Origin of the sequence: Klebsiella sp. D-Nf1 (assembly GCF_002810515.1) — a bacterium.
GTDB lineage: Bacteria > Pseudomonadota > Gammaproteobacteria > Enterobacterales > Enterobacteriaceae > Klebsiella > Klebsiella variicola.
The window spans coordinates 229,261-241,854 of record NZ_PIOK01000006.1; the positions used below are offsets into that span (position 1 = coordinate 229,261).

Here is a 12,594-nt window from a genome sequence, read left to right on the forward strand (position 1 = left end):
CCCTCGGTGCCATTCCCGGCGGCGCTGCGCTTGGCCGGGCTACAAATTCAGAGTAGCCCGGCCGAGCAACGCGACGCCGGGGAGGCTCAAATGCTAATGAGGCTAAAAATGAACGCCATACGCGTTGAAAACATCCATAAAACCTTTGTTCTGCACCAACAGCACGGCGTGCGCCTGCCGGTGCTGGCCGACGCCTCGCTGACCGTTAACGCCGGGGAGTGCGTGGTACTCCACGGTCACTCCGGCAGCGGCAAATCGACGTTGCTGCGTTCGCTGTATGCCAATTATCTGCCGGACAGCGGCCATATCCACATCCGCCACGGCGAGGAATGGGTGGATCTGGTCACCGCCACCCCACGCAAGGTACTGGAAGTGCGCAAAACCACCATCGGCTGGGTCAGCCAGTTTCTGCGGGTGATCCCGCGCATTTCAGCACTGGAGGTGGTGATGCAGCCGCTGCTCGACCTTGGGACGCCGCGTGAAGCGAGCGCCGCGAAAGCCGCCCAACTCCTGACCCGCCTCAACGTTCCGGAACGCCTGTGGCACCTTGCGCCGTCGACCTTTTCAGGCGGCGAGCAGCAGCGGGTCAACATCGCCCGCGGCTTTGCGGTCGACTATCCGATTCTGCTCCTTGATGAGCCCACCGCCTCACTGGATGCCAAAAACAGTGCTGCCGTGGTCAACCTGATCCACGATGCCAAAGCGCGCGGCGCGGCCATCGTGGGGATTTTCCATGACGAAGGAGTGCGCCGCCAGGTCGCCGACCGACTGCACTCCATGGGAATGACAGCATGATTATCAATAACGTAAAACTGGTTCTCGACCACGACGTGGTCCACGGCTCACTGGAAGTCCAGCACGGTCGCATCCTCGCCTTTGCCGAAAGCCAGAGCCGGCTGCCACAGGCGCTGGATGGAGAAGGCGGCTGGCTGCTGCCGGGCCTTATCGAGCTGCATACCGATAATCTCGACAAATTCTTTACGCCGCGGCCAAAAGTGGATTGGCCAGCCCACTCGGCGATGAGCAGCCATGACGCCATGATGGTCGCCAGCGGCATCACCACCGTGCTGGATGCCGTGGCGATTGGCGACGTGCGCGATGGCGGCGATCGTCTTGAGAATCTGGAGAAGATGGTCAATGCGGTGGAAGAGACGCAAAAGCGCGGCCTCAACCGCGCCGAGCACCGCCTGCACCTGCGCTGCGAGCTGCCGCATCACACCACGCTACCGCTGTTCGAAAAGCTGATTGACCGCGAGTCAGTGAGCATGGTCTCTCTGATGGACCACTCGCCAGGCCAGCGTCAGTACGCCGATCGCAGCAAGTACCGCGATTATTATCAGGGCAAATATCATCTGACGCATGACGAGATGGACCGTTTTGAAGCCGAGCAGATGGCCCTGGCCGCCACCTGGTCGCAGCCGAATCGCCAGACCATCGCCGCCATGTGCCGCTCACGCCATATCGCCCTTGCCAGCCACGACGACGCCACCGAGGAGCACGTGGTCGAATCCCACCAGCTGGGGAGCGTGATCGCCGAGTTTCCCACTACGCTGGCCGCCGCCCGGGCCTCCCGCCAGCACGGCCTCCACGTCCTGATGGGGGCGCCCAATATCGTGCGCGGCGGTTCGCACTCCGGCAACATCGCGGCGCACCAGCTGGCGAGCAGTGGATTGCTGGATATTCTCTCGTCTGACTACTATCCGGCCAGTCTGCTGGATGCGGCGTTCCGCATCGCCGACGCCGAGGATAACGCCTTCACCCTGGCACAGGCGATCCGTCTGGTCAGCAAGCATCCGGCGCAGGCGCTGGGCCTCGACGATCGCGGCGTTATCGCCGAGGGGAAACGCGCCGACCTGGTGCTGGCGCACCGTCGCGGCGAGCATGTGCACATCGACCATGTCTGGCGCCAGGGAACGAGGGTCTTTTAATGCCGGGAAAATTGATTTGGCTGGTGGGCCCTTCCGGCTCCGGTAAAGACAGCCTGCTGGCGGCACTGCGCGAACGCGAGCACCCGCAGCTGCTGGTGGCCCATCGTTACATTACCCGTCCGTTTAACGCGGGCAGCGAGAATCATATCGCCCTCAGCGAACATGAATTTTTTACCCGCGCCGAGCAGCATCTTTTTGCTCTCAGCTGGCACGCCAACAATACTTACTATGGCATTGGCGTGGAGATCGACCTGTGGCTGCACGCCGGCTTCGACGTGGTGGCCAACGGCTCCCGCGCCCATCTGGCGCTGGCGCGGGAACGCTACGGTGAGGTATTGGTGCCGATCTGTCTCGCTGTCTCGCCGCCGGTGCTGCGCCAGCGGCTGGAGCAGCGCGGCCGGGAAAATGCAGTAGAAATCGCCCAGCGTCTGGATCGTGCCGCGCGCTATAAGCCAGACAATTGCCTGACGTTGAATAATGACGGGAGTCTCAGACAATCGGTTGACGATTTCTTCCGCCTGCTGCGCAGCCACGTGGCACGCGTAGAGAATCAACCGGTATGAGTGAAAGGTGACACGATGAGCCTGACAATCCGCTTAACCGGCACCGGCGGCGCCCAGCTGGTACCCGTCTTCGGTTGCGACTGCGCGGCCTGCCGCCGCGCCCGCCGCGAGGAAAATCACCGCCGCCGCCCCTGTAGCGGAGTGGTGACGTTCAACAACGCCGTGACGTTGCTGGATGCCGGGAGGCCGGAACTGATGGAACATCATCCCGCCGGTAGTTTTCAGCAGGTGCTGCTGACCCACTATCATCTGGATCATGTGCAGGGGCTGTTTCCGCTGCGCTGGGGAGTCGGCGCGCCGATCCCGGTCTATGGCCCGCCGGACGACGCCGGCTGCGACGATCTGCTCAAGCACCCCGGCCTGCTCGATTTTAGCCATACCGTCACGCCATTTGTGGTGTTTGACCTGCAGGGGCTGCGGGTGACGCCCCTGCCGCTCAACCACTCGAAGCTGACCTTCGGTTATCTGCTGGAGTCGGCCCACAGCCGGGTGGCCTGGCTCTCGGATACCGCCGGACTGCCGGACAAGACGCTGAAGTTTTTACTCAACAACCGCCCGCAGGCGATGATCATCGATTGCAGTCATGAGCCGCGCGCGCAGACCCCGCGTAACCATAACGATCTGAACACCGTCCGCCACCTTAACCAGGTGATCGGCTGTCCGCGAGTGATCCTCACCCATATCAGCCACCAGTTAGATGTCTGGATGATGGATAACCCGCTGCCGACAGGTTTCGAAGCGGGATATGACGGGATGGAAATCGTGCTGGATTAAGCGCGGGTCTGCCGCAGGGCGATCAGTAGCTATCATCCAGGCGACGCTGGTCGCTTTCTAACTGGCGACGATCCTGATCGAGCTGGCGCTGGCGTTCGTCAAGCTGGCGGCGGCGATCGTCCAGTTGCCGTTGTCGATCGTCATACTGACGCTGGCTGTCGCGGCTCTGCTGACGGCTCCCCTGATAGCTACCGTCATCGTAGCGCCCGTCGTCGTCACTGGAACGGCTGCTGCCCGGGTTATAGGCGTCGTTAATGGCTTGCTGAATATTGCCGATCGCGTCGTCGATAATATCGGCGCGAGCGGCCAGGCTGGTCAGCGACAGGGTGCAAAAGAACAGTGCGGTTGCGTAACGTTTCATCGGGGCCAATCTCGTCAGAGTCCTGCCGCTACCTTAATCAAGCGAACGCCACCCGAGTAGCGGAGGAATCTCAAATCCTCGCGTACGCCGCGCTCAGCGCCTGCGCCAGCTGGGCGCGGGTAAACGGCTTACGCAGCCACTCCACTTCCGGCAGGGCCGGGTTCTGCGCCGGACGCAAATCCTGGCCGCTAATCAGCAGCACCGGCAGCGCCGGAAAGCGGCGTCGGGCGGTATGGATCACGTCGGCACCGCTCAGTGCGCCGGGCAGCATCAGATCGCTAATCAACAGCGCAATATCTGGCGACGCCTCCAGCAGCTGCAGCGCCTCTTCGCCACTCGGCGTCTCCAGCGTCAGCCAGCCCAGCTGATGCAGCTGTTCACACAGCGTCTGGCGGACATCCTCTTCATCTTCCAGCACCAGCGCCAGCCGTTCTCCCGCCGGCAGCGGCTCGTCCTCCGCTGGCGCCACCGTCGTCTCAACCTCGGTCATCGCCCGCGGCAGCTGCAGCCGCACCGTCGTCCCCTGCCCCGGCGCGCTCTCCAGCGCCACCCTACCGCCCGACTGGCGCACAAAACCATACACCATCGACAGCCCCAGACCGCTGCCGCTGCCGGTGGCTTTAGTGGTGAAGAACGGTTCAAACACCCGGGCTTTCACCGCCTGCGACATCCCACTGCCATGATCGATTACCTCCAGCGCCACCATATCCTGCCGCTGGCCGCTGCTGCGGGTGACCCGCTGATTCCAGGTGCGTATTTTGATAACCCCGTCGCGCCCGGCCATGGCGTCGCGGGCGTTCATCACCAGATTGATCAGGGCGTTTTCCAGCTGGCCAACGTCTATCCATGCCGGCCACGCCGGCGACTGCGCCTCAATTTCCAGGCTTAAGGTCGCTGGCAGGGAGTGACGCATCAGCTCGCTGAGGTTCTCCAGCAGCGGCGCCATCGCCACCGCCTGGGGATGCAGCGCCTGTTTGCGCGAAAAGGCCAGCAGCCGCTGGGTCAGAAGCGCCCCACGCTCCGCCGCCTTCAGCGCCCTGGAGAGTCGCGGCGCATCGCGTGCGTCCGGTTCCACCAGCTCGAGGCTGCCGATGATCACCGCCAGCAGGTTGTTAAAGTCATGCGCCAGCCCCCCGGTCAACTGGCCGACGGCCTTCATCTTCTGGCTGTGCAGCAGCGCCTCTTCCAGCTCCTGGCGCTTAATCCGATCGATCTCCATCTGGGTGGTCTTCTCTTTCAGCAGCCGGGTGGTGTGTTCCAGCGACGCCGTATTGCGGGCGAAAACGTTAAAGGCCCGCGCCAGCTCGCCCAGCTCATCACGCCGCTGCAGGGCCGGCACCGAGACGTTCGGCTCTCCCTGAGCCAGCCGTGACATCGCCAGGGAGATGGCGGTCAGGTTCGAGCCGAGGTTACGGTAGATATACCACCCGGCGCAGCCGGTGATCGCCAGCGCCAGCAGCGCGGAAAGCAGAATAAACATGCTGATGGAGCGCAGCTCCCGATGGCTCTGCGCCGCCCGCTGCTCTGAGGCTTCCGCCACCCGGGTCACGTACTGATTGATATCCTCGTTAAGCAACGCGACCAGCGCTTTGATGTGGTACATGTACCAGCTGATCGTCAGGTCACTCTCCTCCAGCTGGGCCGACAGCGGGGCCAGCTTCGCCAGCTCCCCGGTGACGTCGGGAAGAAAAAACGCCAGCGCGGGATCGGCGCTGCCTGCAGGCAGGTCTCCGCGCAGCTGGTCGAGCTGCAGGACGATCGACCGCGGCGTAACGGTATGGATCGCGGCCACGATCAGCCGGTCCATCTCGGCCAGGCGGCGCGGATCGATCGCCTTATCCCCGCCGCGATCGTTAAGATCGGCGAGATGGCGCAGGTTGCTCTGATTCTGGTAAAGCGAACTCAGCAGCGCATTGCGCTGCAGATGGCGGCGCTGGCCGCGCTCCAGCATCTCCGCCACGCTCTGCTGCAGCGCGTTGCTGCGGCGAATAATATTGGCCACCCGCGCCTGTTCCTGCTGCGCCAGCGGGGCCGCCGCCAGCTGGGCCAGCGAGTGCTTCAGCGCCTGCTGCGTCGCCAGCAGCCGTTCCGCTTCGCTTTTGTACTCCAGCGCCCCCACCACCTGCGACAGGCGCACCGCCGCCGTGGCGACATTCGCCGTGTCCCGCGCCAGATCCATACTGCCGCGCATGTCGTTGAGAGTCTGGCGCTGCACCTGCTCCTGCAGCTGGCTGGCGTGGTGAAAGCCAAACACCGCCACGCCGCTGACCAGCAGGGTGACCACGCCCATCAGCAGATTAAAGGAGAGCAGGCGGCCACGGGCGCTGGTGAAAAACGGGTGTCGGCGAGCGGTCATAGCAACTCCAGTGAAGGATCGGTCGGCAGATAAGCGTGACGGTGCAGAAAATGACGCCGCGTAACTGTGATCGCGGTTAACTATTTATCACTATGACAAATATGAATGGATTCTGACATTCTGCATTTATTTTCCGGTGGTGGACTGCAGCTATTGTTCTCACAGACAGGAGCGCCGCGATGACCGCCACCCCGGTACTGGAAATGCGCCATATTGCCAAAGTCTTTGGCAAATTCTACGCGCTGAAAGGCGTAGACCTGACGGTCTGGCCAGGGGAGATCCATGCCCTGATGGGAGAAAACGGCGCCGGAAAAAGCACGCTGATGAAGATCCTTGCCGGCGCCTATACCGCCACCAGCGGCGAGATCCTGATCGACGGTAAACCGCAAACCATCCGCGGCCCCAAGGACGCGCTGGCCGCTGGGATCACGCTGATCTACCAGGAGATGCAGTTGGCGCCGAACCTCACCGTCGCGGAAAACATTTTCCTCGGCAGCGAGCTGGCGCGCGGTGGTCTGGTGCAGCGTAAAGCGATGCTCAGCCAGGCGCAGGCGGTGATCGACCGCCTCGGCGCTCAGTTCAAAGCCAGCGACCGGGTGATGACCCTGACCATCGCCGAACAGCAGCAAGTGGAGATCGCCCGCGCACTCCACCGTCAAAGCCGCATTCTGGTGATGGATGAACCCACCGCCGCCCTCTCCTCGCGGGAAACCCAGCGCCTGTTCGAGCTCATCCTGCGCCTGCGCGATGAGGGGATGGCGATTATCTATATCAGCCATCGCATGGCGGAAGTATATGAGCTTTCCGACCGCGTCAGCGTCCTGCGCGATGGGCAGTATGTCGGCAGCCTGGTACGCGACAAGCTCAACGCGGCGGAGCTGGTGCGCATGATGGTCGGTCGTCCGCTCAGCGATCTGTTCAATAAAGCGCGCGATATTCCCCGCGGCCAGCCGCGCCTGCGGGTCGAGGATCTGACCGATGGCGGCAAGGTTAAGCCCAGCAGCCTGGTAGTGCATGCTGGCGAAATCGTCGGCCTCGCCGGACTGGTCGGCGCCGGACGGTCCGAACTGGCGCAGCTGATTTTCGGCGTGCGCAAAGCCACCGGTGGGGTGATTGAGATCGACGGCGAGCCGGTGGTGATCCACTCGCCGCGCGAAGCCATCGACCTCGGGATCGGCTTTCTGACCGAAAACCGCAAAGAACAGGGGTTATTTCTCGAACTGGCAGCCCAGGAAAACATCACCATGGCGACGCTGGAACGCGATGCGAACTGGGGGATGCTCAACCGCCGGAAGGCGCAAACCATCTCCGATGACGCCATCCAGTTGCTTAACATCCGCGTGCCGCACGCCCAGGTGCGCGCCGGCGGGCTGTCCGGCGGCAACCAGCAGAAATTATTGATTTCACGCTGGGTGGCGATTGGCCCACGCATTCTGATCCTCGATGAACCCACCCGCGGCGTCGACGTCGGCGCGAAAAGCGAGATTTACCGCATCATGAACGACATGGCGCGCCAGGGCGTCGCCATTCTGATGATCTCCAGCGAGCTGCCCGAAGTGGTGGGCATGAGCGACCGGGTCTATGTGATGCGCGAGGGCACTATCGCTGGCGAGCTGCAGGCCGGCGATATCAGCCAGGAAAGCATCATGACGCTGGCCACCGGCGTGAACGATTCTCACCTTAAGGCAGGGCAACTATGAGCATACCGAAAGAGACCTCCGCGCCGGTCGCGAAATCCGCTTCGGCGAAAAAAATGTTGATGGGCGACCTGATGCAGACCGTCGGCATTCTGCCGATCCTCATCCTGATCGTCGCCGTGTTCGGCTTTATCGCCCCCAACTTCTTCACGGAAAGCAATCTGCTGAATATAACCCGCCAGGCCTCGATCAACATTGTGCTGGCGGCGGGAATGACCTTCATCATTCTTACCGGCGGCATTGACCTCTCCGTCGGCTCCATTCTCGGCACCACCGCGGTGGCGGCAATGGTAGTGTCGCTGATCCCGGAGCTGGCGTTGCTGTCGATTCCGGCGGCGCTGATGCTCGGCCTGCTGCTTGGGCTGTTCAACGGCGCGCTGGTCGCCTTCGCCGGGCTACCGCCGTTTATCGTCACCCTCGGCACCTACACGGCGCTGCGCGGCGCCGCCTATCTGCTGGCTGACGGCACCACGGTGATCAACTCCGATATCAGCTTTGAGTGGATCGGCAATGACTATCTCGGCCCGGTGCCGTGGCTGGTGGTCATCGCCCTGGCGGTTATCGCGGTGTGCTGGTTTATCCTGCGCCGTACCACCCTTGGGGTGCATATCTACGCGGTGGGCGGCAACATGCAGGCGGCGCGGCTAACCGGCATCAAAGTCTGGCTGGTGCTGCTGTTTGTCTACGGCATGAGCGGCCTGCTCTCCGGTCTTGGCGGGGTAATGAGCGCCTCGCGGCTGTACAGCGCCAACGGCAACCTCGGCGTCGGCTACGAGCTGGATGCCATCGCCGCGGTGATCCTCGGCGGCACCAGCTTCGTCGGCGGTATCGGCACCATCACCGGTACGCTGGTGGGGGCGCTGATTATCGCCACCCTCAATAACGGCATGACCCTGATGGGGGTCTCCTACTTCTGGCAACTGGTGATCAAAGGGGCGGTGATCATCATTGCGGTGCTGATCGACAAATACCGTACCCGACACCATCAAAGTGCATAACAACAACATCTTACCTGCGAGGAAAAGCGAATGCGTTTAAAACCGATAGTGACCGCGCTGTGTGCTGGCGCGCTGCTGGCCGCCTCCCCCTTTGCGTCGGCCAAAGAGCTGAAAGCGATTGGCGTGACGGTGGGCGACCTTGCCAACCCGTTCTTTGTGCAGATCACCAAAGGGGCGGAGCTGGAGGCCCGTAAGCTGGCGGGAGATAACGTCAAAGTGACGCTGGTCTCCAGCGGCTACGATTTGGGCCAGCAGGTGGCGCAGATCGATAACTTTATCGCCGCCAAAGTCGATATGATCATCCTCAACGCCGCCGATTCGAAGGGCATTGGCCCGGCGGTGAAGCGGGCCAAAGAGGCCGGGATCGTGGTGGTGGCGGTTGACGTCGCCGCCGAAGGCGCCGACGCCACCATTACCTCCGATAACACCCAGGCGGGCGAGCTGGCCTGTAAATACATTAGCGACCGCCTGAACAACAAAGGCAGCGTGGTGATCATCAACGGGCCGCCGGTATCTGCGGTACAAAACCGCGTCGAAGGCTGCGAAACGGAGTTCAAAAAACACCCGGATATAAAAATCCTCTCCTCCAACCAGAACGCCAAAGGCAGCCGGGAAGGCGGCCTGGAGGTGATGACCTCCCTGCTGGCGGCCAATCCGAAGATTGACGGCGTGTTCGCGATCAACGATCCGACGGCGATTGGCGCCGATCTGGCGGCGAAACAGGCACAGCGTAGCGAGTTCTTCATCGTGGGCGTCGACGGCAGCCCGGACGGCGAAGAGGCGCTGAAGCGTAAGAACTCCCTGTTCGTCGCGACGCCGGCGCAGGATCCGCAGGTCATGGCGGCGAAGGCGGTGGAGATTGGCTACGACATCCTGCAGGGCAAACCGGCGCCGACCGCGCCAGTGCTAATCCCGGTGACCATGATCGACAAAAACAACGTCAGCTCTTACAAAGGCTGGACCGTGAAATAAGCGCAACCCGGCGCACAATCGTTCCGCCGATTGTGCGCTACGCTTAACGAGTATGACGGCGCGGAGTAGCGATCATGGAACGTAAAGGGATTATTGCCGCAGGCAACATGCTGGTCGATCATGTCCACCAGATCAGGCAGTGGCCGGAGCGCGGCTGGCTGGTGGAAATTGTCCATAGTGAACGCGCCACCGGCGGCGCGCCGCTGAATGTCCTGCTGACCCTGGCTAAAATGCATGCCGGACTGCCGCTGCAGGCGGTTGGCCTGATTGGCGAGGATAACGACGGCGACTACATTACCGCCATGCTCGATCAGTACCATATCAATCGCCAGCTCGTGCAGCGCACCAGCTCCGCCCCCACCTCGATGACCCAGGTGATGACCGACGCCGACGGCCAGCGCACTTTCTTTCACTCTCCCGGCGCCAACCGACTGCTTGACCTCCCGGCCTTTGAGCCGCTGGATACGCCGCTGAAGATTTTCCATCTCGGCTATCTGCTGCTGCTCGAAAGCCTTGATCGGCCCGACGAGGCGTTCGGCACCCGCAGTGCGCGACTGCTGGCGCAGATGCGCGATCGAGGCTATGAAGTGTCCCTCGACCTGGTGTCGCGCAAAGGCGATCCGCACTACCGCCCGCGGGTCCTCCCGGCGCTGGCGCATCTCGACTACCTGACCATCAATGAGCTGGAGGCCAGCGAGTTTAGCGGGCTGGAAATCCGCCTGCCCAACGGCGAGCCGCACGTCGCCAATATCGCCCGCGCCGCCAGCGCATTACTTGACGCCGGCGTGCGCCAGCGGGTGGTGATCCATTGTCCGGAGGGCGCATGGGGCGTATCCCGCACGGAAGCCGGGCGCTGGGTACCGTCATGGCGGCTGCCGCCGGAGGAGATTATCGGCAGCGTCGGCGCGGGGGATGCCTTCTGCGCCGGCCTGCTGTATGGCAGTCACGAACGCTGGCCGTTAACCGACAGTCTGCAGCTGGCCCACGCCTGCGCCCGCGCTAGCCTGCAGGCCGCCAATGCGATCGACGGCGCCAAAACGCTCCCTGAGCTGCAGGCGTTTATTCAGTTGCAGAATGGTTAGACTGGGCAGATCCCGCTATCAGGGCGATGCCACAGGAGAACGACGTATCATGGCGAGAAAAGGGATACGGTTTATTCAAATCACGCCTGTTTTACGCTGAGTTCAACAAGGGCGGGCCAGATGACTAACTGCGCCACTCGGCCAACACCTTTTCCAGTTTATCTAATGACTCAGCGCGTTTTATCGCTGGCATCTGATGAATATTGCGCAATTTCCACTGCACGGCAGGCAAATCCTGAATACGCGTTTCCGGCGCTAAACGCCAGTCTGGTTCGCCTCGTTTAAATGACAGCAAAAAATCGACATCCTGTTGCGTGAAACAGGATTTTAACGCATCAATCATCCTGTAAGGGACTGCTGTCAGTTCCTTCAGGGCTATCGTCTCAAATGTCATCCCGCTGAATTCACGGTAAAAAGGTTCAGCAATATCTTTCCAGCGAGGACTAAGCACTTCAGCCAGAGGCCGATTATGGCTAAGTAAATACGCGATAAACCCATTGAAAATGGGACGGTTAAGCTCCTGCGCATCAAGAAGTAATTTCACATCATAAAAATCTCTGGGATGCTGGCGATCCAGCGCCGCGCATAATTTTCCACCGTAGAGATCGGGCAACGAAACCACCGGAAGGCTGGCATAGCCAAAAACGTCCTCTACCGCCCCCACCACTTCTCGCTCCTGTGGTGGATATAATGTTCCCCGTGCGACCGGTGAGACCTCTATCTTTATTTGTGCGCTATCGGTAGTAACAACGACACGCATCTCATCGGAACGATTAGCTTGTAATACAGCGTTCATACCTGCCTGTTGTTGCAGATTGGCGGCAATACGTGCAAGCGCATCCCGTATATGAGGTAAAGCGATCGCTCTGCTTTCCAGGGGCACCCAGGCGAGGTCGATATCCACCGATAATCGTGGGAAATCACGGATAAAGAGATTGATTGCCGTGCCACCTTTCAGAGCAAATTCCCGTTCGACGGCAACATAGGGTAAAACCCGCATTAACAGAGCAACCTGCCGATAATAGGGCGCCTGTATATCCATATTTTTTATTCCTTTTGAAAGCGTTCAGGCACAGTGATTTGGTATTGAGCATTGAACTTGCCATTTACCACGATTTGCCGCTTACCCGCTCCCAGATCGATTTTTTGGCTATCGATTCGTCTGAGCCAACCATGCTCGTAAAAACTGGCGAAAAAGAGATACAAACGCTTGGTCTGCACGGACTGGCTGACAGAAAGCAGATACTCTACTTTACGAGGATTAAGATTAACCAGTCCCTGGAAAAGCTCTGCCGCGTGGTTAAATGAGAGGGTCCCCGGTACCGCACTCAACAACTCGTAAGCAGCCAGTTCCGGCGCACTGCCGGTGAGTCTTTTCCCTTTTACATCAAGCATTACGCGGTATTTATCATCCAGCACCGGCAGTTTTTGCCCCGATATGACTATCCACTCCACACCCGGGAATTCCCTGAACCATTTTGGCAGCAGCGCTTTATTTTCCATACTCAGCCAGCACTGGTTTTGTTTGAGCTGTAGATAGTGTGAACGACCCTGCCAGACTAAGCTACTGAGCCCCGCGACATACACCGGAGCGGCTAGCTGGTTTTGCAAACATGCTAATGCATCGTTCCACTCCGGCTCACGTCCCGCACGCGCGTATACGCCGTTGCCTCGTTTTTTTAACCAGCCACTTTGCGTGTATTTAAAGGCCAGAGAGGGCGAGATGGCATGCCGGCTTAACCAGGACTGAAGGATCACATCTCCGGGAGCACTGTTTTGCAGCAGCCAGTTTAATTTTGATGGCATAGATTAACCCAGAGTGTCACTTTAATAAAAAAAGTAAACTCGCTACGCCAAATAAAG

At 60.6% G+C, this 12,594-nt stretch carries 12 protein-coding genes; 8 read left to right on the forward strand and 4 right to left on the reverse strand.

What is annotated here, in order from left to right; translation table 11 throughout:
- The first annotated feature begins 108 nt into the window (after positions 1–108).
- Genes phnL through phnP form a run of 4 tightly spaced genes read left to right on the forward strand, consistent with a single transcriptional unit; the run spans position 109 to position 3,265 of the window.
- Entirely contained in the window at positions 109–795 is a 687-nt protein-coding gene (gene phnL / locus CWM54_RS21940; protein ID WP_100681926.1) for a phosphonate C-P lyase system protein PhnL, read from the forward strand.
- A complete protein-coding gene (phnM, locus tag CWM54_RS21945) occupies positions 792–1,928 on the forward strand; it encodes an alpha-D-ribose 1-methylphosphonate 5-triphosphate diphosphatase (protein ID WP_100698489.1) in 1,137 nt (378 codons plus the stop codon). Before phnL ends, phnM begins: the two co-directional genes overlap by 4 nt.
- Positions 1,928–2,491 carry a ribose 1,5-bisphosphokinase gene (gene phnN / locus CWM54_RS21950; protein ID WP_100631218.1) on the forward strand — a complete coding sequence of 188 codons (564 nt, stop codon included), beginning with the start codon at positions 1,928–1,930 and terminating at the stop codon, positions 2,489–2,491. The genes phnM and phnN overlap by 1 nt, the downstream gene beginning before the upstream one ends.
- Positions 2,492–2,506: 15 nt before the next feature.
- Entirely contained in the window at positions 2,507–3,265 is a 759-nt protein-coding gene (gene phnP, locus CWM54_RS21955) for a phosphonate metabolism protein PhnP (protein WP_100631217.1), read from the forward strand.
- Between the two features lie 22 nt (positions 3,266–3,287).
- Here the strand turns inward: phnP and yjdP are convergent, their stop codons facing one another.
- Together yjdP and CWM54_RS21965 are read right to left on the reverse strand one after the other, a co-directional pair.
- Positions 3,288–3,626, reverse strand: a complete 339-nt coding sequence (yjdP, locus tag CWM54_RS21960; protein WP_100681923.1) for a DDRRRQL repeat protein YjdP — start codon at positions 3,624–3,626, stop codon at positions 3,288–3,290.
- Between the two features lie 70 nt (positions 3,627–3,696).
- Positions 3,697–5,982: an ATP-binding protein gene (locus CWM54_RS21965; protein ID WP_061156084.1), complete on the reverse strand. Its 2,286-nt coding sequence runs from the start codon at positions 5,980–5,982 to the stop codon at positions 3,697–3,699.
- Positions 5,983–6,161: 179 nt separating this feature from the next.
- Between CWM54_RS21965 and CWM54_RS21970 the strand changes: the two genes are divergently transcribed.
- The 4 genes from CWM54_RS21970 to CWM54_RS21985 all read left to right on the forward strand — a co-directional run bounded on the left by CWM54_RS21970 (position 6,162) and on the right by CWM54_RS21985 (position 10,731).
- Positions 6,162–7,682, forward strand: a complete 1,521-nt coding sequence (locus CWM54_RS21970; RefSeq protein WP_100681922.1) for a sugar ABC transporter ATP-binding protein — start codon at positions 6,162–6,164, stop codon at positions 7,680–7,682.
- On the forward strand, positions 7,679–8,677 hold the full coding sequence (locus CWM54_RS21975) for an ABC transporter permease subunit (RefSeq protein WP_004206363.1): 999 nt from the start codon (positions 7,679–7,681) through the stop codon (positions 8,675–8,677). Before CWM54_RS21970 ends, CWM54_RS21975 begins: the two co-directional genes overlap by 4 nt.
- A 30-nt stretch (positions 8,678–8,707) precedes the next feature.
- A complete protein-coding gene (locus CWM54_RS21980) occupies positions 8,708–9,649 on the forward strand; it encodes an ABC transporter substrate-binding protein (RefSeq protein WP_012543155.1) in 942 nt (313 codons plus the stop codon).
- 74 nt (positions 9,650–9,723) lie between these two features.
- Positions 9,724–10,731, forward strand: a complete 1,008-nt coding sequence (locus CWM54_RS21985; protein WP_022065799.1) for a carbohydrate kinase family protein — start codon at positions 9,724–9,726, stop codon at positions 10,729–10,731.
- A gap of 124 nt (positions 10,732–10,855) precedes the next feature.
- Here the strand turns inward: CWM54_RS21985 and CWM54_RS21990 are convergent, their stop codons facing one another.
- On the reverse strand, positions 10,856–11,773 hold the full coding sequence (locus CWM54_RS21990; RefSeq protein WP_100698491.1) for a nucleotidyl transferase AbiEii/AbiGii toxin family protein: 918 nt from the start codon (positions 11,771–11,773) through the stop codon (positions 10,856–10,858).
- 5 nt (positions 11,774–11,778) lie between these two features.
- Positions 11,779–12,537: a type IV toxin-antitoxin system AbiEi family antitoxin gene (locus CWM54_RS21995; RefSeq protein WP_040971113.1), complete on the reverse strand. Its 759-nt coding sequence runs from the start codon at positions 12,535–12,537 to the stop codon at positions 11,779–11,781.
- Between the last annotated feature and the right edge of the window lie 57 nt (positions 12,538–12,594).